General features: G+C 59.6%; 17 protein-coding genes and 4 pseudogenes. 4 read left to right on the top strand and 17 right to left on the bottom strand.

Going from position 1 to position 22,121, the window contains the following annotated elements; genetic code table 11:
* Positions 1–153: 153 nt before the first annotated feature.
* A pseudogene (locus J3489_RS02440) lies at positions 154–372 on the top strand (transposase); the annotation flags it as partial.
* Between the two features lie 103 nt (positions 373–475).
* Here the strand turns inward: J3489_RS02440 and J3489_RS02445 are convergent.
* The 9 genes and pseudogenes from J3489_RS02445 to J3489_RS02485 all read right to left on the bottom strand — a co-directional run bounded on the left by J3489_RS02445 (position 476) and on the right by J3489_RS02485 (position 11,097).
* The gene (locus tag J3489_RS02445) at positions 476–1,816 is read right to left on the bottom strand and encodes an undecaprenyl-phosphate glucose phosphotransferase (RefSeq protein WP_206995789.1); all 1,341 of its coding nucleotides are present in this window, start codon (positions 1,814–1,816) and stop codon (positions 476–478) included.
* Between the two features lie 50 nt (positions 1,817–1,866).
* Positions 1,867–2,925 (bottom strand): annotated as a pseudogene (locus J3489_RS02450) (mannose-1-phosphate guanylyltransferase/mannose-6-phosphate isomerase); the annotation flags it as partial.
* An 815-nt stretch (positions 2,926–3,740) separates the two neighbouring features.
* Complete coding sequence (locus tag J3489_RS02455) at positions 3,741–4,814, bottom strand: porin (protein ID WP_206995791.1); 1,074 nt, start codon at positions 4,812–4,814, stop codon at positions 3,741–3,743.
* Between the two features lie 574 nt (positions 4,815–5,388).
* Entirely contained in the window at positions 5,389–5,529 is a 141-nt protein-coding gene (locus J3489_RS02460; protein ID WP_206995793.1) for a hypothetical protein, read from the bottom strand.
* An 886-nt stretch (positions 5,530–6,415) separates the two neighbouring features.
* Positions 6,416–7,696: an MFS transporter gene (locus J3489_RS02465; protein WP_206995795.1), complete on the bottom strand. Its 1,281-nt coding sequence runs from the start codon at positions 7,694–7,696 to the stop codon at positions 6,416–6,418.
* Positions 7,697–7,807: 111 nt separating this feature from the next.
* Positions 7,808–8,737, bottom strand: a complete 930-nt coding sequence (kce, locus tag J3489_RS02470; protein WP_206995797.1) for a 3,5-dioxohexanoate:acetyl-CoA acetone transferase — start codon at positions 8,735–8,737, stop codon at positions 7,808–7,810.
* Positions 8,738–8,857: 120 nt separating this feature from the next.
* On the bottom strand, positions 8,858–9,676 hold the full coding sequence (locus J3489_RS02475) for an SDR family NAD(P)-dependent oxidoreductase (protein WP_309491315.1): 819 nt from the start codon (positions 9,674–9,676) through the stop codon (positions 8,858–8,860).
* Between the two features lie 38 nt (positions 9,677–9,714).
* Positions 9,715–10,488, bottom strand: coding sequence for a cyclase family protein (locus tag J3489_RS02480; RefSeq protein WP_206995799.1), 774 nt, complete (start codon positions 10,486–10,488; stop codon positions 9,715–9,717).
* Between the two features lie 72 nt (positions 10,489–10,560).
* Positions 10,561–11,097 carry an OsmC family protein gene (locus tag J3489_RS02485; RefSeq protein ID WP_206995801.1) on the bottom strand — a complete coding sequence of 179 codons (537 nt, stop codon included), beginning with the start codon at positions 11,095–11,097 and terminating at the stop codon, positions 10,561–10,563.
* 110 nt (positions 11,098–11,207) lie between these two features.
* On the opposite strand from J3489_RS02485, the gene J3489_RS02490 reads away from it, so the two are divergent.
* Complete coding sequence (locus tag J3489_RS02490) at positions 11,208–12,212, top strand: LysR family transcriptional regulator (RefSeq protein ID WP_206995803.1); 1,005 nt, start codon at positions 11,208–11,210, stop codon at positions 12,210–12,212.
* Positions 12,213–12,355: 143 nt separating this feature from the next.
* A pseudogene (locus tag J3489_RS37340) lies at positions 12,356–12,772 on the top strand (SDR family NAD(P)-dependent oxidoreductase); the annotation flags it as partial.
* Between the two features lie 73 nt (positions 12,773–12,845).
* Here the strand turns inward: J3489_RS37340 and dld are convergent.
* The gene (gene dld / locus J3489_RS02500) at positions 12,846–14,585 is read right to left on the bottom strand and encodes a D-lactate dehydrogenase (RefSeq protein ID WP_206995805.1); all 1,740 of its coding nucleotides are present in this window, start codon (positions 14,583–14,585) and stop codon (positions 12,846–12,848) included.
* Between the two features lie 153 nt (positions 14,586–14,738).
* On the opposite strand from dld, the gene J3489_RS02505 reads away from it, so the two are divergent.
* On the top strand, positions 14,739–15,638 hold the full coding sequence (locus J3489_RS02505; RefSeq protein ID WP_206995807.1) for a LysR family transcriptional regulator: 900 nt from the start codon (positions 14,739–14,741) through the stop codon (positions 15,636–15,638).
* A gap of 435 nt (positions 15,639–16,073) precedes the next feature.
* On the opposite strand, the gene J3489_RS02510 is transcribed toward J3489_RS02505, so the two are convergent.
* The 7 genes and pseudogenes from J3489_RS02510 to J3489_RS02540 form a co-directional block, all read right to left on the bottom strand.
* A complete protein-coding gene (locus J3489_RS02510; RefSeq protein ID WP_206995808.1) occupies positions 16,074–16,796 on the bottom strand; it encodes an SDR family oxidoreductase in 723 nt (240 codons plus the stop codon).
* 122 nt (positions 16,797–16,918) lie between these two features.
* A complete protein-coding gene (locus J3489_RS02515) occupies positions 16,919–18,142 on the bottom strand; it encodes a YbfB/YjiJ family MFS transporter (RefSeq protein ID WP_206995812.1) in 1,224 nt (407 codons plus the stop codon).
* Positions 18,143–18,410: 268 nt separating this feature from the next.
* A complete protein-coding gene (gene yghU / locus J3489_RS02520; RefSeq protein WP_206995814.1) occupies positions 18,411–19,310 on the bottom strand; it encodes a glutathione-dependent disulfide-bond oxidoreductase in 900 nt (299 codons plus the stop codon).
* A 29-nt stretch (positions 19,311–19,339) separates the two neighbouring features.
* A complete protein-coding gene (locus tag J3489_RS02525) occupies positions 19,340–20,044 on the bottom strand; it encodes a glutathione S-transferase family protein (protein ID WP_206996076.1) in 705 nt (234 codons plus the stop codon).
* A gap of 192 nt (positions 20,045–20,236) precedes the next feature.
* Positions 20,237–20,371: pseudogene (locus J3489_RS02530) on the bottom strand (porin); the annotation flags it as partial.
* 101 nt (positions 20,372–20,472) lie between these two features.
* Complete coding sequence (locus J3489_RS02535) at positions 20,473–20,862, bottom strand: NIPSNAP family protein (RefSeq protein ID WP_242539705.1); 390 nt, start codon at positions 20,860–20,862, stop codon at positions 20,473–20,475.
* A gap of 174 nt (positions 20,863–21,036) precedes the next feature.
* The gene (locus tag J3489_RS02540) at positions 21,037–22,005 is read right to left on the bottom strand and encodes a YncE family protein (protein ID WP_206995815.1); all 969 of its coding nucleotides are present in this window, start codon (positions 22,003–22,005) and stop codon (positions 21,037–21,039) included.
* Between the last annotated feature and the right edge of the window lie 116 nt (positions 22,006–22,121).

Raw genomic sequence — 22,121 nt, forward strand, 5'->3', positions numbered from 1 at the left:
ATAGTCATCCTCGCATCCAGCGGGGCGGCTCGCCACAAGAGATGCCCACGAGCTTGGTTCGACGTTCGCGACGAGCAGTGATCTGCTCTAGGAAATCTGGACAGAAATGAATGTTGGTGTTTCGACGCGCGTTTCCCTTTGAGGGAGGTGGCGATGGAACGCAAACAGTACTCGGTGGAGCAAATCGTAGCCGCGCTCAAGCAGGCTGAGCTAGGCATGCCGATGGCGGATCTGGTGCGTCAGGTGGGCATATCCGAGCAGACGTATTACCGCTGGAAGAAGCAGTACGCGAGCCTGGAATCGAACCAGGTCCGCGAACTCAAGCAGTTGCAGGACGAGAACGCGCCGCTCAAGCAGATTCTCAGCGACATCGATGCATTGATGCGTCCCCAGGCTTTCGATCCGGCGAATCCCGAATTCACGATGACCATTGCTTCGATCGACTACGCGCTGCAGGTCATCGTGCTGCCTTTCCTCAAATCACGATGCGCATATCGAGCGCAAACGACCAATTCCTCAAGTAATACAGGTCGTACTCGACACGCCCTTGCATCTTCTCGAGCCCGCCGGTCTCGCCGCGATAGCCGTTCACCTGCGCCCATCCCGTGATGCCCGGCTTGATCCGGTAACGGTGGATATAGCCGCTCACGATCTTCTGGTAGAGCTCGTCGTGCTCGATCGCATGCGGGCGCGGCCCGACCACCGACATGTAGCCGCGCAGCACGTTGAAGAATTGCGGCAGCTCGTCGAGACTCGTGCGGCGCAGGAAGGCGCCTAGGCGCGTGATGCGCGAATCGTTGCGCGTGGCTTGCTTGACGACGCCCTTCTCTTCCGCATGCAGCCGCATCGTGCGGAATTTGTAGATCTTGAATACGCGGCCATCCGCGCCCTTGCGCTTTTGCGTGAAGAACACCGGGCCGCGCGAGGTGAGCTTGACCGCGATCGCAATGGCGATCAGCAGCGGCGTCAGCATGATGAGCGCCACCGCCGCGAACACGCGGTCGAAGATCTCCTTCTTCAGCCTCGCCTGATGAGTCAGCGGCGAGGCTGCGAGGTTGATCGCGGGCACGCCGATCAGGTCGGTCATGCTGCTGTCGAAGAGCGCCACGCTGCTGACATCGGGCATGTAGCGGATATTCACGAGCTCGTCGCAAAACTCGCCGACGATGCGCAAGATCGTGCTTTCCTCCGATAGCGGCAAGGCCAGCCAGAGCTCCTGCATGCCCTCGGCCCGCACGTACGCAGCGAATGACGTCAGGTCGTCGAAGACGGGCACCGCCGTCTTCGTCACGCCGACGGCAGGCCGCGCGTTGAAGATCGCGGAGGCCCGGAACCCGCTCGCGGGCGACGCCTCGAGCTTGCGCAGCACGACGTCCGCATGGGCGCCGCAGCCGACGATCGCGACCTGGCGCAAATTCATGCCCGCGTAGCGGATGCGCGCCAGCACCGTATGCACGACGAACCGCGAGACGATCAACACGCCGCCCGTGGTGCCGGTCCAGTACACAAACCACAGCCGCGAGATCAGGTCGGCCCGGTGCAGCGCGAACATCAACGCCAGACCGCACCCCTGCACCACCAGCCAGGCCAGCGAGATCTGCCCGGTCAGCCGCAGCATCGAGCGGCCGCGCCACGACTCGTAGATCCCGAACGCGGGGAACAGCACGAGCGCGAATGCCGCGGCAAAAGCAATGAACGCTGCATCGAAGTGGCTCGCGGTCAGCTCCTCGAAGCGGACCTGCGAGGCCGCCACCGCGCCACCGACAACCAAGACGACGTCCAGTACGCGCGCCGTCAATCCTCGGGGTCCGTACATTTTCAGCGGTCCTTTGGCAAGGTTGGAAACGTGGGTCGCCAGCGAAAACGTCAAGCGCGCCCGTAAGTGTCGTCGAAGCGCACGATGTCGTCTTCGCCGAGATACGAGCCCGATTGCACTTCGATGATTTCGAGCGGCAGCTTGCCGGGATTCTCGAGCCGGTGCTGCACGCCGATCGGGATGTAGGTCGACTCGTTTTCGCTCAGCATGAACTGCTCGTCGCCGCGCACCACGCGTGCGGTGCCACGCACGACGATCCAATGCTCCGCGCGGTGGTGATGCAATTGCAGCGAGAGACGCGCACCGGGCTGCACGACGATGCGCTTCACCTGAAAGCGCTCGCCCTGATCGATCGAGTCGTAATAGCCCCACGGACGGCGCACCTTGCGATGCGTGTCGGCTTCCGTACCCTGTCCCGCCTTAATGCGCTCGACCACGCCCTTCACGTCCTGAACGCGCGAGCGGTCCGCGACCAGCACGGCATCGACCGTCTCCACGACGACGACGTTGGTCACGCCGACGCATGCCACGAGCCGCCCTTCGGAATGCGCGAGGCTTGCGGTGGCGCCTTCGAATACGACGCGGCCGCGCGCGACGTTGCCGTCGGCGTCCTTGTCGAGCGCGTCCCACACGGCGTCCCAGGAACCCAGGTCCGACCAGCCCGCTTCGAGCGGCACGACGATGCCGGACGCCAACGCAACATCCGCGCAGAGACGCTCCATCACCGCGTAGTCGATCGAGTCGGACGGCGAACGCTCGAAGTCTGCGAGCGCCGGGCGGAAAAAGGGGCCGTCGCCGAGACCGTTGGCAAACGCGGCGACGCAGGCCTCGTGCATCTCGGGCTGAAAACGCTCGAGCGTGTCGAGCCAGACGCTCGCGCGCACGACGAAAATGCCGCTGTTCCACCAGTACTCGCCCGACGCGACGTATTGGGCGGCCAGCTCCTCCGCGGGCTTTTCGACGAAGCGCTCGATCCGGCGCGCACCGCTGCCTGCCGCGCCGCCCAGCTTGATGTAGCCGAAACCCGTGTCGGGGTGCGTCGGCGGCACGCCGAGGGAGACGATCGCGCCGCTGTCGGCATGGCTCGCCCTGCTTATTGCGCAAGTGAATGTTCTCGATGAATTGGCTCAATCTATGGAGTCCTATGCATGTTGTTATCGAGCACGGCGCGGCGACGCGTCGGAGTTCGTCCCGTCACGTATGCGAACGAGGCGATGCGGATTTTCTGCAAGCCATGAGGGGATCTCGATCACGCATCCGCCCCGCTTGGCGCAAACAGTTCTGTCAGGCTGGAAGCGTACGGAAACGTGAATGTCAAATTCCGTCACGCTCATGATCGATTCCGCCAAGTTGTTGCGACCGCACATAAGAAAAGGGCCGCGCAAATTGCGCGGCCCTTTCCGGACACCCAGGGAGCGTCAGTGCATCAGTGGATCCCCGGCTCCCCAGTGGATATTGTCACGTTGTTGGCAGGTTGAGGGAGGTGCGGCGACAATCTCGGGTATGAAACGAACCCCATTTCCGCCAGTCGGCAGTTATCAGCTTTGGACAGACCGCATCGGAGAATCAACGTGCGCTTTCGTTCGAACATCACGAACACTGGGCATCCGAATACGATTTCTGCGGGGATACCGTCAGGCACTTTCCAACGCGATCCTGGCAAAGCTTGAAGAAGCCATGATCCTAACTGCGGTCGCGCCTCCGATTAGAAAGCATATAACGCGTGCTGCAACCGTGGTGTGCGAAACGCAGTAGCCGCTCGACAGGAAGATGCTGCGCAACCACGCCCGACAAGTGTCTCAAGCTTCAGCCGGTGCGATCCAGTCCATGTCAGGGGCAATCGTGCATCGACATTCTCAAATGCCCTTTTCTGCCACACGATCATCGCGAAGCACCGCATCGGCGTCCTTCTTCAAACTGCCTCTTAGAAGGCGTGCCGAATCCCGATGTTTCCGCCGACGGTAGTACCGGCCACGCCTCTAAGGAGACTGCTATCGGTCACGGACAGTCCGGTATTCATCGCACCGTGATTGTTCACCATCCCGATCTGGCCATAAAGCGAGGTGCGCTTCGAGAGGTGATAGTTGACGCCGACGGCGGCCAGCACAGAATGATTCGTGGTGTCGTTTCGGTCAGTGGTGTACCACGCACACCCGCTCAGTTCCAAAGACGGAGTGAGGGAATATTGGAGTCCGCCTCCATAGACATTGGAATTGAAAGACCGCGCCACTTTGTAGTTGACAAACGACGCTCTAAAGACCAGCGATCCAAACGTATATACCGCTCCTATAGTTCGACCTTCAAAGGCAAGGGTGCTCCGAACGGGCGTTTGAACCGTGCCGCCGCTATTGCCGTCATAGATCGCTGCGTTCATCACGAGGAAGCCATTTTCGTACTTTAGACTGGCTGACCACTGCCGTCCTGCAGAAAAATCGCCAGCCGACCCACCCAGGGCGAGCATGGCTTGCCCCTGAAAGCCCGCAAGCTTCGGGCTCGTATACGACACGGCGTTGGAATTGAAGGCACCCGTCACGGCGACGTTGTCCGCATAGATTAGGAGCGCGCTGGCGAACCCAGAATACTGTCGAGGATCCGATTCGAAAAGAGCGACGAAGAAAGGGGAGCGTTGCACGCCGGCCCTGATAGCACCAAGATTTCCGTCAAGTCCGACCCACGCCTGCCGCCCGAAGAAGTTGCCATTGGAACTATTGAACCCGCCGTTGGCCATGTTGATACCACTTTCGAGCTTGAACTCCGCCTTCAATCCCGAGCCTAGTTCCTCCACACCCTGCATGCCGAACAGCGACGCTCCGTCACCGCCGTCAGTCACGGCAAGTGTCTTTCCCGCATTACCGCCGGACGCATTCGCAGTCTTGCTCGAAAAGACAATCCCCGCATCGGTGATCCCGTAAAGCGTGACACTCGACTGAGCGTAGGCCGTGCTCGTCATCGCCGCCACGACGGCGCTTAACGCTAGTTTCAGTTTGCCGATTTTCATCGCCTGGATGTCTCCTACCCATATTTTGTATATCTAATTATTAAAATGGATCTACAGATACCAACATCACAACACAACGACTACGTCAAACTTCCACCAGGACGAACCTAGGTTCCACGTCTTCGCGACAACAGTTCTTACTGGCGATGAACCCGTCGCCGGGTTTGTGCCTCGATAAGGATGATCGGACGAGACAGCTCCCTGGATGAGGAGGACTGCCTACATCACCAGCGAATAGAATTGTTCGGCAGCGGTCCTGACGATGCCGGCGCCGTGCATCTGCCCCCCCGCAAATCATGTGCGTAACCACACGTCGGGCACGCAGCAGTACCGCAAGGCCTTATTGCGACACTGCCGGAACAGGAGGTGCGCCGCGACGGGTTCGGGTTGAACAATGGATATTTTGGGCTGCTTAGTCCGCAGACTCAGGCCCTCCTTGCCCCGGTGGCTCGTAAGGGCTTCGAATAGATGTCCGGCGACCTAGTCCAAGCATGCGAACACGGATCGGCGTCTCGTCCGTACCATACCGCCACCACGGTTGGCAGCAGCCCCAGGGCGCCGGGGTGGCTCACGCCTAGCGGCCATCGTCGTCTTCGTCCGGGCAATACAGGACATGCGTCTGGGCGGCGATACGGGCGCTCTCACAACCCCAGGCGTTGAGCAGACGGCCGAACGACACGAGTACGCCAAACACCTCTTCCAGAAGTTCTCTCATGGTGGGGATCTCATTAGATTAAAACGCAAACGTCAAAGCAGGTCAGAACGCAACCGTCATGGTTACCTGCGATCTAAGAGTGAAGCGACAGCATGCAGATCTGCGATATCTACGGCGTCGTTCCGTAGCTCCATCCAGACGCCCGACGGATTGCGTCGCGGGACTGTCTGGAAATCAGATGCGCCAAACCTATTCTGTGATCTTTAGCCATCCGAGACGCGTCGTAGCAGATACACGACGACCACTACTGAACCGCTAAAAAAAATTGCCAGTCCGATCGCTTTACGCGCGAGCGTGCGACCACGCCGGCGAAGCGTGTGACGCATAGACCATGAACTAGTTCTGCCCAACATCAAGCGCTCCATGAATCTTTGATGGGAGCGTCGCGTCGGCGAGAAAGGCCCCCCTATATTGCTGCAGGAGTGCAGGCTGTATCGCGCTCCGACACCTCCGGAGCAAGGTATGGAAACTAGCGCATCGGTGACGGAAGGATTTTGTGGTGCCGTTTCGGAATCCAGAATTTCCGGAAAATTTCACTGTCGTCTCCAATTTTTGTACTTGAGAATAACTATTCGTTATCGCCCTTTTTGACGTATTTTTTCGATCAAGACACTGAAGTTTCTGGCTTTTCCGGCTGCACGCGAAGAACCGGAGAGTGACGGGCCGCCATCAGCAGGGCCGTCGCCGCGCTAGAGAAAAGCTCGGCGTCGCACTAGTTAACAGGACTTCCCGCAGCGTGATCCTAACGGATAGGACTAAACGTTTGAACGGATACAAAACGGATAGCACTTCATTTAGCGCGGCATTTCCAAAACGACTCGGAACAATTTTCCTGGACTAGATTTCCTTAAAATCCATCTCCCGCCCGCTCTTAGTCTTCTGCTTCTCACGCACCTTGACCGGAATTCAAGCGATTATCGGCTATGTTTATCGAACCTTTTGGCTCACGAATATCCGGAAGAAAACCAGTAAGTACGGCGGCTACGAAAAAACCAAGACCGCAAAGACCAATGGCCATCGAAAGTGACCAGGTATTTCCAACGCTACCGAACAAGAATGGTGAGAAAGCCGAAATGCCGCGGCCGACGTTAACACAAAATCCACTTCCAAGGCTCCGCACGTCCGTAGGATAGAGGCGCGGAAAATAAGCGCCAAATAATCCGGGAAACGCAAAGAAAAGAGCCATGATAGGGCCCAGCCAAAAGAGAAGCACCGGATCCCGCACGGATGCATAAATTGGTAGCATGACCGCAGAGCCGGCAAGCGAAATAAATAGTGCTTTACGGTGTCCTAAATGGTCAGCGACATAACCGAACAGCTGGTATCCGATAAACATGCCTATGTTGAGAACGGAAATGTACCAGGCCATCGTCGAACCGCTGAGCATCCGCTCCTTCACGAGATATGTGGGGAGCCATGTGCTGGCTCCCCAATAGGCGGTAAAACCGGCGGCAGCGGTCAACGTACCAACTATTGTTTGAGCTTTGAGCTCCCCCCGAAATATCGCAGCAAGAAGAGATCGATTGGAATACTTATCTGATTTCTTCGCGACGTGCCTTCTTGTTCGCCACTCATTTGACTCCGGAACATACAGCCAGATATACGGAATCAGAAGGAGCGAGCCGCCTCCCAAAAGGAACACAAAGTGCCATCCATGCGATTTCAGGAAGCCTGTTAGCGTCAGCGCTAATGCCATGACACCAATTGGCCAGGCACTCAGCACGAATGTAATCGCCCGGCCACGCGTTCCCGCAGGCCAGGATTCGCTGACTAAAGCAGATATAACTCCCCATACACCACCGAGACCCAAGCCCGCCAGGAATCGAAGAATCAATACGTCGGTCCAATTCCGGGAAAAATAGATTGCGAAAGTAAATACACCAAAGATTGCGATGCTCATTACGAGGGCCATTTTCCGCCCGCATCTGTCCGAGAAAACGCCGACCAGAACACCGCTGAATCCTACGCCGATCATCCCCGCTGTTCCAAGGAGGCCAGCAACCTCAGGGGAAATGCCATACTCCTTCATGATAAAGGGAATGGTGAGGGCAAGCAGCATAAAATCAATCGCGTCAAAGCCATAGCTTAAAAAAGATGCGACGAGCGTGTGCCACCTCTGGGCCGGACTAGCACCCGCCGTATTGAATTGATCGCGATTGCTTTGCATTCCATGTCTCCGACGTCATCGAACGACGTTATTTCCTCGTCGTTTTTTTTGTTAAAACTATTCAGGTAACCGCTCCCTTTTTCTACCCCGCCGCTGCCGTGATCCCCGTCATCAGAACGCGACCTTGTCGCCACCCTTGAGCTGGAGCAGCGCGCGTGCTTCGTCTGGCGTCGCGACCTCGAGCCCCAGCCCTTCGATGATCTGGCGGATGCTGCGTACCTGCTCGGCGCTCGAGGTGGCGAGCCGGCCGGGGCCGGCCCACAGGCTGTCTTCCAGCCCTACCCGCACGTGTCCACCCATCGCCGCAGCCATGGCAGCAATCGGCAACTGGTAGCGGCCGGCACCCAGCACCGACCATTGATAGCTGTCGCCAAACAAGCGGTCAGCAGTGCGCCGCATGTGCATGACATCGTCCGAATGGCCGCCGATTCCGCCCTGCAAGCCGAACACCGTCTGGATGAAGAGCGGCGCGCGGACCAGGCCGCGATCGAGGAAGTGTTTGAGGTTGTATAGATGCGCGGTGTCGTAGCACTCGAACTCAAAGCGCGTGTCATTCGCCGAACAGGTCGTCAGGATGTGCTCGATATCGGCAAAGCTGTTGTGAAAAATGATGTCCCGGTTGGAAAGGTAGTCGCGTTCCCAAGGGTGGCGTAGTTCCTTGAAGCGGTCCAACATGCCGAACAGGCCGAAGTTCATGCTGCCCATGTTGAGGCTCGCGAGCTCGGGTCCGTGAACGGCAGCAGGACGCACCCGCTCTTCCACAGTCATGGTCGGAGCCGCGCCCGTGGTAATGTTCACCACGCAGTCGCTGCGCTGCTTGATCACCTTCAGGAAGGGCGTGAATCCTTCCGGCGACTGGTCGGGGCGGCCGTCCACGGGGTTGCGCGCGTGCAGGTGTACGATGGCCGCCCCCGCATCTACGGCGCCGATCGCGGCGTCCGCGATCTGCTCGGCCGTGATCGGCAGGTGTGGAGACATGCTCGGCGTATGGATCGCGCCCGTCACGGCGCAACTGATGATAACTTTTCTCTTCGCGGCCATAACGCGGCCTCCTTGGTCATGTTTTGGAGTCCGAAAATATGATCGGCCACTCCCATCGGATTGTTTCGCAATGCTCCGTGGCCAGGCAGCTACCGTGCAGGGCGCGCCAAGGCCGAAGTCTTACTGCGCTGTCGCACCACCATCGACGCGAAGACTTGTTCCGGTCACCATTCCTGCAGCGGGAGAGGAAAGGTAGACCACCGCCTCCGCTACGTCCTCAGGCTGTGCGACGCGCCCCATTGGAATGGTCGCCAGAGCGAAGGCGCGATAGGCATCGTCCTCGAAGAATGGCGCCGTCATCGGCGTCTCGACGATCGTGGGTGCCACCGCATTGACGCGTATGCCCGCGGAGGCAAGATCGATCGCCATGGCTTTCGTGAGCCCCTCGATCGCATGCTTCGTCATGCAGTAGACAGCGCGCTTTGGACCGCCGACGTGGCCCATCTGTGAAGATACATGCACGATGCTCCCGCCTCGTCCAAGTTCGAGCATGCGGATGGCAGCCGCCTGCGAGACGAGAAAGGCCGCCCGAACATTGAGGTTCAGCAGATGGTCCAGCGTTGCCGTATCGACCTCGGGCAATGGCTGTAGCCGGTTCGTGCCCGCATTGTTCACCAGGCCATCAATGCGCGGCAAAGCACGGATGCGCGCCGGGAAGTCCTCTGCCGCGACATCGGCGACCATGGTCCGGATACGGCCTCGCGACTCATCTTCCGCCAGGGCAACGAGATCGGCCTCGGTCCGGGAAACGGCGATGACTTCTGCCCCCGCTGAGGCGCAGGCGAGTGCACAGGCTCGTCCAATACCCCGACCCGCTCCTGTCACAAGAATGGTTAATCCGCTCAACGGTTCAGCCCGATTCAGGCCGGACGCCGGTGTGGCGCCGGCTGCGATTCTTGAATTCGACATATGTGCTTCTTCCTTCAGTTCAAAGTTCACCAGCGCGTCGGCAGGGAGCGCCGGGGGCGTGGCAAGCCTCAGTCGAGGATCGCCACGGCACGGGTCCAGCCGGCGGAGGCACCCTTGATCTTCACGGGAAAGCAGCAAACCTGAAAGCCCGTGGCGGGCAGTTCTTCAAGATGCAACAGCTTTTCGAGATGGCAATAGCCGATCTCCATGCTGGCACGGTGCCCCTCCCAGACGATCGATGCGTCGCCTGTCTCCGCGAAGCGACGCGCCATGTGTGAAAAGGGTGCGTCCCATCCCCAGGCGTCGATCCCAGTCAAGCGCACGCCGCGCTCCAGGAGGTAAAGCGTCGCCTCACGCCCCATACCAATGCCAGCGTGGATATAGTCGGGATGGCCATAAAGAGTGCTGGCACGCGTATTTACCAGCACGATGTCGAGCGGGCGAAGCGTATGCCCGATCCGCGCGAGTTCCGCCTCTACTTCGGCGGCGGTGACAACATGGCCGTCCGGAAGGTGTCGGAAGTCGAGTTTTACGCCTCGCTGGAAGCACCATTCCAGCGGTACCTCGTCGATCGTGATCGCTCGCTCGCCGCCGTTCATTGTGGAGTGGTGGTGGTACGGCGCGTCCAGGTGGGTCCCGCTATGCGTGCGTAGCGTCACAGTCTCGTTTCCCCAGCCCTCGCCGCCGGGCAACTGTTCTACCGTCAAGCCTGGAAAGAATTTGAATATCTCGGCAGTATTGCCTGCGGGCGTCTGATATTCGATGCGCGGACCGAAGCCCGGCTGGTCCAGAGGCGTTTCGTTATCCAAAGCAAGAGAAATGTCGACAATGCGTCGGGCCATGGCGTAACTCCTTCTATTCGGTTTAGGTGAGATGCTAGCCCGCGACGCCCGCGCGGGCTCACGGTCCTTTGCTCAGTCTACTTCGCAGGTAACCCATTCACCCTCGTGGCGGAGACGGTGGATGAGATCAACGGAAAGAATCTGCTCGGCAAAGCAGCCTCGAGCCGCCGTTCTCACGAGGCGCTTCTGCGCCTCTAACGGCGAATCCGTCTCAAATTCAATATCCAGAGTGAAGCGATTGGGATGGGCCTCGTAGGGATCGTTCTTTCCGCTGCGCTTCGCGACCCACTCAAACTTCGCATTTGTCTTCAAACCGGTGACACTCACACCGCATTGGCGCGCGAAGGTCCGCAACTGTGTCATGAAGCACGTCACGACGCCAGCGGTGAAGAGGGCGAGAGGTTTTGGTGCGGTCTCGTCACCTCCGTGAAAGCGGCCTTCGTCACTGGCCAGATCCCACAGTTGAAGACGCTCTGGCTCGACCATCCCAACTTTGACGTCATTTCTGCGTTTGCCGGAAGCGTAGCCCTCAAGCTCAAAACTCACAGGAAACGTCATCATCGAGGTGCCTTCCGCTTCGATATATTTCGCCGTCACATTCGTGTTCATGTCTCCGACCCTCCTAAGGCCTGGCTGATTGATTGGGGTACACGGAGTATGGCACTGCCTTGAGTCATACGGTACCGACAATCTGCGTATCATAGTGATGCATTTTATGTATGATGGTCGGCAGCCAGCAACAGGGACTTTGGCCTGATGGAAAAGCGATCAACCTTCAAGATGTCAGGGGGAGAATAGATATGGATTCGGAATCTCTGCGGTGCTTTCTGAGAATTGTGGAACTGGGCAGCTTCGGCCGTGCAGCCCAAGTCCTGAATCTCACGCAGCCAACTTTGAGCCGTCGAATTGCTTCACTCGAGCACGAACTTCATGCGCAACTCTTCGTGCGTCATCAACGGGGCGTAACACTTACGCCCGCGGGTGTCTCCCTTGGCCAAAGGGCTCAGAGCCTCGTGCGCCAGCTTGAAGAATTAAACGACGAGATAAATCTGCTGGACAGAGAGCCGAGCGGCACTGTCTCAGTGGGATTGCCGCCGTCATTACTCAAGGTCGTGAATGGCCCGCTAGTCGAAAGTTATCGCAAGCAATTTCCGAGAGTAATGCTGAACGCATATGAAGGGATTAGTAACTTTCTTGAAGAAAAACTCGTCAATGGCGAGCTCGACGTCGCCCTCATGCTTGCAGCACGCTCCAAGCTACGCAATGCATCCACCAAAATCCTCGCTGAAGAGGAGATGGTGTTGGCGAAAACTGGAGATGCGATTTCTCAAAAAGCATGGGTTACGATTGATGACATCGCAAGCCTGCCGTTGATACTTTATAGATTGCCGAACTATATCAGGTGGCGTGTTGATGTCGCTTTTCAGCAGCGCGGTCTAACGCCCAACATCGTGGTTGAGGTCAATACGATCTCCATGCTTTTGGAATTTGCACGTAGAGGTGTCGGCGCGGTCATCGTACCTCGATCTGCGGTCGTCCACGATGTCGAAGAAAAGACGTTGGTCGCTACGCCGATACGGAGCTTGTCGGTACAATGGATGCTCGCCGTCTCACGCGATCGAGAGCATTTACCCGGAGTTAGGGCCTTAGCGAGCCATATAGAAAGTCTAATTTACGCACAAATAAAGGCGGGACGCTGGGGCGCGCGACGCGTGAGCAAATAGGCGGAAGAGTTGCCGTGGCCTTCGGCTGCCGCGTTGAACCCACGGTCTTGCGCTGCGCAGCCTGTATTACTGGCGGCAGAAGATAAAAGCGACGGCGCAGACGTCGGGCTCACCCGAGCGAGGCAACGGGCGAAGCCGTCCCACTGGGCGAGATTACCGGGCAGCACTTCGATGCGGCCTTCGGCCTGAATGCGCGCGGCACGCTGTTTGCGGTTCAGAAGGCGTTGCCGCTGTTCAACGATGGCGGATCGATCTTCATGACCGGGTCAATTGCTTCGGTGAAAGGTTTTCCTGGTTTCAGCGTGTATGCGGCGAGCAAGGCGGCGTTGCACTCATTCGCACGCGGGTGGCTCAACGAACCGAAGGGCAGGAATATCCGGGTGAACGTGCTGAGCCCGGGGCAGATCGCCACACCGATTCAGGAGCAACTTTTCGACGAGGGGACGAAGTTCGTGCCGGCCGATCATCCGCTGCGGCCGGTGCGGCTGCTCGTCAACGAAGCGCTGAAGCGGCTCAACGGACTGTTTAGCGTGATCTACGCGGAAGCGGCCGAGCGTTCATATGAACACGATATCCATAACGCACGGCTCGCAAAGCCCGTTTCAACAGCCTGCTAGGGGCAATAGAGTCCCACTAGACCACGGCTTCCCGATACTTCGCGAACTTCGACGTCTGTCCGATCCCCGGATTGAAGCAGTTGCAGGGATCGAGACGTTGATAGAACGCGGCGAGCCGGGGCTTCGCATGGTACAGATGGCCGACGTTGTGTTCCGCCGGATATTCGGCGCCGCGGCGGTCCAGTAGCCTCCACATCTTGTGTTCGACTTCAAGGCAGTCGTTACCCTTCTTGACGATGTAATCCTGGTGGAACACGTGGCAAAGGAAGTGGCCGTAGTACAACTTGATAGAGATGGCTTCTTCAATGTCGGGCGGCAGCGTCTCGATCCAGTCGCGGTCATTGCGTCGCAGTGCGAGGTCCAGCGCGACGATATTCTCCACTTCCCGGGTATGAACGGCGCGATAGCGGACGGCTGCGCCGGCGGCCGCGAAACGATGCAGGAATGCTTTCCTGCCTTCTTCGTCCGTGCATTCAAAATAACCGCCGCTGGCATGCTCGAAATAGCCCGAAAGGAAGGCACGCGTTTCTTCCACGCTTTCAGCCGAAACCTTCAGCATCAGATGGTGCGCGTACTTGTCGCGATACTGCTTCATTCGCACCGGTAGATGGCTCGGGAATAGCCGGCTCGCGGCTTGCATGACGCGGTCGGCGAGATGCGAAGGGAGAAAGCCGAAACGATCGAACAGCGTATCGAAACGGCTTTTTAGCCCGAACAGCACAGGCAACCGGGAGGTGCCAAGATAGTTGATTGCAAGGAAGGTGTCCTTGCCGTACTCCTCAGCGATGTCGAAAGCGTCGCGATGCAGATATTCGCCGGAGATCGGCAGATGTTTGAAGTCGTGCAGCGCGTGACGGCGGATTTCAGACAGCTCGTCGGGGCGGTTCGTACCGATATAGAACACCTTTGCATTCTGCTCGATCGGAAATGTGTCGAGCCGTACCGCGAACACCATCACCTTGCCAGCCGAGCCTGACGCTTCGTGGAGGCGCTGTGGATCGGCGTTGAAACGCGCCGGCGTATCGGCATCGATCTCACGAACATGAGTCGCGTAGCCGTGATCGGATCCGGCGCCCGCGTTGTAGCGAATATCCGCATCGCTGAATTCGCGGCGCTCCAGTCGGCCAAGGATGTCCTCGGGCGAGTCGCCGAGTTCGATTCCCAGATGGTTGACGAGGTTGAGTTTTCCCGCCGCATCCACCTGCCCGAAAACCGCCATTTCCGTATACGCCGGGCCGCGCTGCACCAGCGCACCGCCCGAGTTGTTGCAGACCCCGCCGAACACCGACGCGCCGATGCAACTCGAGCCGATCACCGAATGCGGCTCGCGGCCAAGCGGCTTCAACGTCTTTTCCAGCTGATCGAGTGTCGCACCTGGCAAGCAAACGACCTGCTTGCCACCGTCGATCACGTAGACCTTCTTCATGCGGCTCGTGTTGACAATCACGATGTCGCGATCGTAGTCGTCACCGTCCGGCGTCGAGCCGCCGGTGAGGCCCGTGTTCGATGCCTGCGTGATCACAATCACATTCGCTGCAATACAAGCCTGCAGCACTTTCCATTGTTCGACGATCGTGCCGGGGCGGACCACCGCGAGCGCCTTGCCGGCGCCAAACCGGTAGCCGGTGCGATAGCGGCGGGTCGCGCCATCGTCCGTCAGGGTGTGCCTATTGCCGACGATGTCGCGCAGTTCCGCAATCAAAGTGGAAGCCTTGCTGTCCAGCCCAGCTGCCGACGGTGCGTGCGTTACTGACATCGAATTCTCCTGAAGAAACATTGGGTTCGACGCGCATCACTTCAACCGCCCCGGTCAGGTTTGACCTTTGAGCGCATCGGGTTGACACAAGGTTAAAATCAGGCCAGTCATTAGTCCAATATCTCGAAGTCACTTTTTGGAGACGAAAAAGATATGGAATTTCGTCAGTTACGCTACTTCCTTGCCGTGGCCGAGCATCTGCATTTCACGGATGCCGCGACGCACCTGGGCATCGCCCAGCCGCCTTTAAGCCAGCAGATCCTCAAGCTCGAGCGGGAAATCGGCACTCCCCTGTTCGTCCGGCATCCGCGCCGCGTCGAATTGACCGAAGCGGGACGGCTCTTTCGCGAGAGCGCGCGGCGCATCATCGAGGACGCGCAACAGGCATTCGTCGAAGCACAGAACGCGGGACGCGGAGAGACGGGCCGGCTTTCGCTGGGTTTTGCAGGTTCGACGGTGTTTCATCCGATGGTCGCGACGACGATGCAGCAGTACCGGCAAGCGTATGAGCGTGTGTCGATCAGTTGCGAGGAGAGCAACAGTTCGGCGCTGCTGGACAAGGTCGCGGAGCGCCAGCTCGATGCCGCGCTGGTGCGCATGCCGCTGAATTGCCGGGATCTGGTCGTCGAGCCGCTGGTCGACGAAACCATGTTGGCGGTGCTGCCGGCGAACCATCGCCTGAGCCGGCGACGGCGTATCGATCTGGCAGACCTCGCCGACGATCCGTTCATCCTTTTTCCACGGCCGATCGGCCCGGATCTGCATGACTCGATCATCGGTGCCTGCCGCCAGGCCGGTTTTACTCCGTCGATCGGCATGGAATCGCCACAGATCTCATCGGCGCCGAACCTCGTAGCCGCTGGGTTCGGTGTCGCCGTGGTTCCTGCATCGATCCGTCAGGTCCAGGTCGAAGGCGTGTCTTATCACGAACTGAAGGGGGAACCGCTTTCGACGGGTATCGCGCTAATCCACCGGCAGCGCGAAAAGTCGCCGACCGTGCTGAATTTTGTGCAGATTTTGCGGTTGCAGCGAGGGGCCGCCCGCACGTCATGATGTCGCGTGAGTGAGTCATGCCGAAGTGGGCCCAAGTGTCGGTCCCAACACGGACCTCTGAATTTTTGGCCTGGCACTGGCCCTGCAGGCGCGAAGATCGCCCGTTGGAGACGGGCGTATTTGAATCCCGTTGCGGCCATCTGCCTATCGGCGTTGGGCTGCCCGCTCACAGCCACTGACCGGACGTCCACCGTGCAGCAGCACCGAACGTTCGGGTCCAGCTTCATCGCGTACGCACGTTTTGCCGAATTGCATACGGGGCCCATGGAGGAACTCAATTGGCTTCCCTAAACATACATGGCAGCAACCGCAGTCGCGGGGCCGATTGCGCTCGACCGGCACACCGCCCGAAATCGCAGCCTGACGCGCCGGACTTGCCAGAAGCGGCACCAGCCGATTGACCGTGGCCGTTGCATGCGCCACGAGGCGGCCGGCTTAGAATGCCGCCCTGCCGACCGACGCGCCGCCGTCGACGAAAAGCGTCTGGCCAGTGATAAACCCTGCGTCCTCGGACAACATGAAGGCGACAGCGCCCGCGAGTTCCTCTGTCTTACCGAGGCGGTTCATCGGTACGAGAGACAGGAAGCGCCGCTCGGCTTCGCTACCGACCGGCGCGTTCTGCCGGAGCATTTCAGTCTCAGTCGGTCCCGGGGCGACCGCGTTGACCGTGATGCCGGTCTGCGCGAGCTCGAGCGCCCACGTGCGAGTGAAGCTCATCATTGCCGCCTTCGCGGCAGCATACGCGGTGCGATTCGTGACGCCGAGGACGACGAGGCTCGACAGATTGACGATGCGCCCCCAGCCGCGCTCGCGCATCCGGGGCAACAGCGCCTGCACGGTCTGCACGGCGGGCGTGAGATTGTGGCGGAACGACGCCTCGAGATCGTCGAGCCCGATCTCTCCGACCCGAGCGAGACGGACGAAGCCGACATTGTTGACGACGCCATCGAACGCATATCGCTCAACGAGCGCGGCGAGTGTGTGATCGGTCGCATCCCGGTCGCTGAGGTCGGTCGCGACGAGCGTGCCAGGGAACGTCGGATCGTCGGCGCCGCGTGCGAGGCCGACGACGTGGTGCCCGTCGGCCGCGAGCCGGTTGGACAGTGCGCGACCGATACCCTTGCTTGCACCTGTGATCAGAAATGTGCGTTGGGTCATGAGATTCCTTTGAAGGGGTTGAGGTTGGATGTGCGCCCTTCGGCGAGTTCGCGTGCCGGCGCAGCGACACCTGCACGGCCGTTGTACCGGCAGGGCGACGTCGACGCGACAAACTCGATGCCTCAGTGAGAAGCATCCGCGCGGCGCGTATGCGATGCAAACCTGTCGACGACGAACGCGGCGCCGAGCACAAGCGCACCACACGCGAACACGAGCGCGTAGTCGTTGTGAAAGCGCGAGAACAAGTACGAGTAGCCGTAACCGCCGAGCGCCTGGAACAAAGCGAATGCGGTGGTCGCACGGCTCCATGACGCGCGCTGCCTGTTGTGATCTTCCGGCAGCAGTTCACGGATGCGGCCGAGTACGAGCGGCACGATACCGGGCGTGAAGAGACCGAGAATCACGGTCGCAACGCCAATAGCGAACGGGTTCGCGAAGATCGCGAGCGTCGCGACTGCGAGTGCCTGAAGCAGCAGCGCGTAACGGTACGCTCTGCCAAAGCCGAGTTGGTCGCCCGCCTTGCCGGCCAGCACGGGACCGGCGATCGCTGCGACGCCATACAACAGCCAGTAGCCGGCGCCGACACTCGCGCCGCGTCCGAGGCCGCGAGCAACGTAATCGACGAGCATGATCATCGCGGGTACCAGCCCGAGCGCGTTAGCCGCGTATTGCACGTACAGCACGCGCACAGCGAGCCCAGCGCCCTGTGGTTCACGCTCGACGGTTGACGGCGCTGCAGGAGGGTGCGACGTGGGCCAGCCGAACCAGCTGAGCGCGGTCAGCGCGAGCGACACCGCGCCGAGTCCGTTCCATGCATTGCGCAGACCCGCGTGCAGCAAGTGAGGAATCAGCGTGCCGGACGCCGCGATCCCTAGCCCGACACCGAGGAAAATCATCCCGCTCACGAAGCCACGACGTGACGCAGGCACGTGCGGCAGGATTGTCGTCGCGACGAGCACCATGATCGCGCCGCCCGAGATGCCGGACAGAACCCTCCAGGAAAAGAACCAGCCGATCGACACCGGATGGGCACAAGCAAAGAAGGCAGCGCTCGCGATGGCCATCAACGCGCGCAGCGCGGTGCGGTTCGACAGGACGGACGCGAGCGGGCGCCCCGCCAGCGCGCCGATCAGATAGCCGGCGAAATTCGCCGCGCCGAGCGTAACCGCCTGCGACGACGTGAACCAGTGCATCTGAATGAGCGACGGAATCAGCGGCGTATAGGCGAAGCGCGCAAGGCCGATCGCGATGAGACTCGCGCTCAGTCCAGCGAATGTCGCAAACAGTGTGCGGGCGTCGAGCGATACTGGCGCTGGTATGGATTCGGCTGTGGCATTGGATGACATGACAGTATCTTTTCGCATAGGAAAGGCTCGACCGGTTGGCCCGAAGCCTATCCGGGAGCCTGTGACGAGACCCGCTCGTCGATTTACGATTCGCAGTACTATTAATTTGGATCGAACCGCGAAGTGTTCTACGCCGGTGCCACTGGCCCAGTGCTGCCACCAGCCGCTCGACTCGCCGCCCGGCAAAGGCGGCAAGCCGAGCTTTCGCGCCACCAGGAGAGGAACGCGCGCGCGTGCGTGGGGCGGATGCCGATCGATCCGCCGGTGCTCAAGACGCGTTTGCCCTCTTTATGATTGCGCTCCCCGCGAGCTTGTCCTGCGCCCTGGTGTCGAAATCGCTGGCGTCGTGACGCTCGTGCAGCTGCACCGACGGCGCTCCGCTCGTACGGTTCACCATGCGGCCGCGCCTGACCGCCGGCCGCGCCAGGATAGCGTCGGCCCAGCGCTGCACGTTCTTGTAGTCCTGCACGCTCAAGAACTCCGCCGCCCCGTACAGCCAACCCTTCACGAGCCCGCCGTACCAGGGGAAAGTCGCGATGTCGGCGATCGTGTAGTCGCTGCCGGCGAGGTATTCGCTCTCGGCGAGGCGCCGATCGAGCACGTCGAGTTGGCGCTTGACCTCCATGGCGAAGCGATCGATCGGGTATTCGATCCTGGTCGGCGCGTAGGCATAGAAGTGGCCGAAGCCGCCGCCCAGATAGGGGGCACTGCCCACCTGCCAGAACAGCCAGCTCAGCGTCTCGGTGCGCGCTGCGACGTCCTTCGGCAGGAAAGCACCGAACTTTTCCGCCAGATACGTCAGGATCGAACCCGACTCGAACACGCGGATCGGCTTCGGGCCGCTGCGGTCCAGTAGCGCCGGGATCTTCGAGTTGGGGTTGACCGCCACGAAACCGCTGCCGAACTGGTCGCCGTCGCCGATCTTGATCAGCCAGGCGTCATACTCGGCGCCGGCATGGCCCAGGGCCAGCAGTTCTTCCAGCATGATCGCGACCTTGACGCCGTTGGGCGTGCCCTGCGAGTAGAGCTGGAATGGGTGCCGGCCAACAGGCAGTTCCTTGTCATGCGTCGGCCCGGCGATGGGTCGGTTGGTGCTCGCAAAGGTGCCGCCATTGGGTTTGGCCCAGGTCCAAACCTTCGGGAGCGTGTAGTCGAGGGAGTCGGCCATATCTTCTCCGCAATCGGTTCGGGGCCGGCTCAGGCGGCCGTGGAATAGTTCGACGGGTAGAGCGCGCGATTAGTCTCTTCGTCGTTGATATTCTTGAACGCGTGGTCAGTGCCGACGGCACGCGCGCGCACGACAGCCGCGCGCGCGTTGACGGTCTCGAAGAGCCGCTTGAGGTTAGGGTACGGCGCGAGCGGGTCGTCGGTGTTTTTGAGCACGAACGAGGCGCGGTCGAGCCATCCCCAGGCCGAGATGTCTGCGATGGTGTACGTTTCGCCGACGATGTACGTCCGCCCTTCGAGGTGATCGTTCAGCACCTGGTAATGACGCTCGGCTTCGCGCCGGTAGCGGTTCACCGCATAGTCGAGGCCTGCCGGCGCAGCGAACTGGAAGTGCACGGCCTGGCCGGAGAACGGGCCGAAACCGGATGAGAGGAAGCTGAGCCAGGAAAGCAGCCCCGGCCGGTCTTCCGCAGAGCCGAGGAACTTGCCGGTCTTCTCTGCCAGATAGAGCAGGATCGCCGTGGAGTCGAACACGCGCGCCTCCTTGCCGGCCGGTCCCTCTGTGTCGACGATGGCCGGCACCTTGCCGTTGGGGTTGATGGCACGGAAGGCTGGCGCGTGCTGCTCGCCCTTGCTGGTATCGACCGGGATCACCTCGTAAGGGAGGCCCGCCTCTTCAAGGAAGAGAGCGATCTTCGTCGGGTTCGGTGTGGGATGGAAGTAAAAGCGGATCATGGTAACGACCTCAGGTTTGCGAAGCGGTCCGGATGCGTGGTGCGCTGGTTCGCGCAGCGACAACACGATCGCGTACCTCTACAAGATGGAGGTAACTTTACGTCTGCCGTAACATCACCGTCCAATACCTATTTTTGACGACGTTCATAACATAAACGGATCATGCCGTTGACTCCACCAAGCCGGTGGCGACATGACGAAGTAGGCGAGGCCGCCCTGATAGACGTTGGCGTTGAACGAGCCCGCGACCTTGTAGTTTGTGAACGACGCCTTCGCGATCACTGGGCCGAAGTTGTACGATGCGCCGATCATGCGCCCTTCGAACTGCTAGGTTGACGCAACGAGATGGCAGCAATCTCAAGGGGCGTGCACGACCGACACGCCGCGAACCGGTGGAGGGGTCGTGCTGCCGTTTTCGGATCGGACAGTCAGGCGCCGCTCTCATCGGCGACGACGTACGTCGCAACGGTGGGCGCGAAGAAAGGGGCCGGAATCAGGATCTTGCTTTCTTGATGCTGGATCAGCGGCAGGAGCCTGTCCACGTAAGCAGTCCAGCGGGCATCCTTCTTGATCTGTGCGCGACGTCGGGCGCGGTCATTTAGATCTTCATAGCCCCAATGGATAACCTGGTTGAGCGGACCGAGTTCAGTCACGTAGTATCCGATGGGATTGGGCAAATATTCCAGTTGTACGGATAGGCCGGCAGACTTGTAGAGCGCGAAATACTCTTGGGTCTTCCCGGGAAACAATGTGTAGGTTCGGTGTTCGATGATCATATCGTTGGCAAATGAAGTGCGCGATCGAGCGTTGTCCAGCATGGGCGTTCTTGACGAATGCTCCTTCACGCGTAGGTTATCCGCCGGGCCAAAGTCAGTTGATTTAGCCCGGTACTTTCCACAAACGGTCTTGCATATCTAAAGCAATACTAATTAAATTTTCCACTTCTTGAAGTTCCTGACGGGCTTCAATTCGATAGCTTGCTCAGCGTTGAGTTAGAACTCGATGCGTAAGACACGCGGTTCTCGAAGGCTTCCGTCCGGCATCGGCGCCTTGATCCCGCCATCCGTCAGAAAAAAGGCTACCTTTCCATGCTGACCGGGAAGCCGCCCCCACCTACCCGTCGTGGGACCGAGTAATTCTTCGGTAAACGGATCTCCTGCAACACTATTTCTGGGACACCGCCTCTCTCCCGGCTGGAGAATTACGCGATCGATCGTGTTTTGTCGATGCGTGGCAATATAAGCAACGCCTGCATCCTCATCGACGCACAGATCGTCCCCCATCATTCCATCGGCAATGAACTCTGGTTCGCCAGCGGGAGCTCCTGTGAGCGGGTCGACCCGAACGCGCATGAACAGCTGTTGTGCAGTCGATGTGTAGTACAAGTAGTGAGACTTGGCCGCATAGGCGAGGCCGTTAATTCCAGGCTGCTCCGGCGCCGGTCCGTCGGGAACGGACGACATACTTTTATGCTGAAGCCATACCCGCGCAGTACCTTCAGTGCCATCCGACGCCAAATCAACGCGCCAGATAAGGCCCGCAAACGAATCGGCGACAACGATCGTGTTCGGAGCAATCAAACATGCTCCGTTTAGCCCAAGGGCGCGCTCAGGGAACTCCAGTATGGTTTTGATGTTGGTCGGCTCCCCCGGCGTCCAACCACGCAGATCCAGTCGATGAAGGAAAGATTTGTGATCCGTCCACAGGTTGGACGTGCAGACAATGAAGAGATCGGGTTCAATTTCCACAATGCCCATGGCATTCTGATCAAAGCTGCACAGGAGCAGCGGCTCAACGCGCTCACCGCTATTCGATAACGGTATGTACCAAAGCTCCCTGTGATTAAGAACCGTCACGAGGAGCGAACTACTACTACAGACGGCAAGATTCTCGAGAAAGTAATTGACCGGGAACTTCACCACGGTTGCCAACTTGGCCTGAAGCGCGACTTCAGAATTCATGTACCTTCCTTTCGATTGGGCACGAGTGGTGCCCATGTCTCCTTACCCGGACATTTAAAAGCGCCCGTTGTATTTACTGCGCTCCCCATGATATGAGGTTTTAGTAATGTCTGGCC

Origin of the sequence: Trinickia mobilis, assembly GCF_017315705.1 — a bacterium.
In the GTDB taxonomy this organism is placed as follows: domain Bacteria; phylum Pseudomonadota; class Gammaproteobacteria; order Burkholderiales; family Burkholderiaceae; genus Trinickia_A; species Trinickia_A mobilis.

What these genes read in the sequence shown, in the direction of transcription:
- J3489_RS02445 (WP_206995789.1), bottom strand. Translation starts at nt 1,816, where the DNA reads ATGTACGGACCCCGAGGATTGACGGCGCGCGTACTGGACGTCGTCTTG.
- J3489_RS02455 (WP_206995791.1), bottom strand. Translation starts at nt 4,814, where the DNA reads ATGAAAATCGGCAAACTGAAACTAGCGTTAAGCGCCGTCGTGGCGGCG.
- J3489_RS02460 (WP_206995793.1), bottom strand. Translation starts at nt 5,529, where the DNA reads ATGAGAGAACTTCTGGAAGAGGTGTTTGGCGTACTCGTGTCGTTCGGC.
- J3489_RS02465 (WP_206995795.1), bottom strand. Translation starts at nt 7,696, where the DNA reads ATGCAAAGCAATCGCGATCAATTCAATACGGCGGGTGCTAGTCCGGCC.
- kce (WP_206995797.1), bottom strand. Translation starts at nt 8,737, where the DNA reads ATGGCCGCGAAGAGAAAAGTTATCATCAGTTGCGCCGTGACGGGCGCG.
- J3489_RS02480 (WP_206995799.1), bottom strand. Translation starts at nt 10,488, where the DNA reads ATGGCCCGACGCATTGTCGACATTTCTCTTGCTTTGGATAACGAAACG.
- J3489_RS02485 (WP_206995801.1), bottom strand. Translation starts at nt 11,097, where the DNA reads ATGAACACGAATGTGACGGCGAAATATATCGAAGCGGAAGGCACCTCG.
- J3489_RS02490 (WP_206995803.1), top strand. Translation starts at nt 11,208, where the DNA reads ATGATGGTCGGCAGCCAGCAACAGGGACTTTGGCCTGATGGAAAAGCG.
- dld (WP_206995805.1), bottom strand. Translation starts at nt 14,585, where the DNA reads ATGTCAGTAACGCACGCACCGTCGGCAGCTGGGCTGGACAGCAAGGCT.
- J3489_RS02505 (WP_206995807.1), top strand. Translation starts at nt 14,739, where the DNA reads ATGGAATTTCGTCAGTTACGCTACTTCCTTGCCGTGGCCGAGCATCTG.
- J3489_RS02510 (WP_206995808.1), bottom strand. Translation starts at nt 16,796, where the DNA reads ATGACCCAACGCACATTTCTGATCACAGGTGCAAGCAAGGGTATCGGT.
- J3489_RS02515 (WP_206995812.1), bottom strand. Translation starts at nt 18,142, where the DNA reads ATGTCATCCAATGCCACAGCCGAATCCATACCAGCGCCAGTATCGCTC.
- yghU (WP_206995814.1), bottom strand. Translation starts at nt 19,310, where the DNA reads ATGGCCGACTCCCTCGACTACACGCTCCCGAAGGTTTGGACCTGGGCC.
- J3489_RS02525 (WP_206996076.1), bottom strand. Translation starts at nt 20,044, where the DNA reads ATGATCCGCTTTTACTTCCATCCCACACCGAACCCGACGAAGATCGCT.
- J3489_RS02535 (WP_242539705.1), bottom strand. Translation starts at nt 20,862, where the DNA reads ATGCTGGACAACGCTCGATCGCGCACTTCATTTGCCAACGATATGATC.
- J3489_RS02540 (WP_206995815.1), bottom strand. Translation starts at nt 22,005, where the DNA reads ATGAATTCTGAAGTCGCGCTTCAGGCCAAGTTGGCAACCGTGGTGAAG.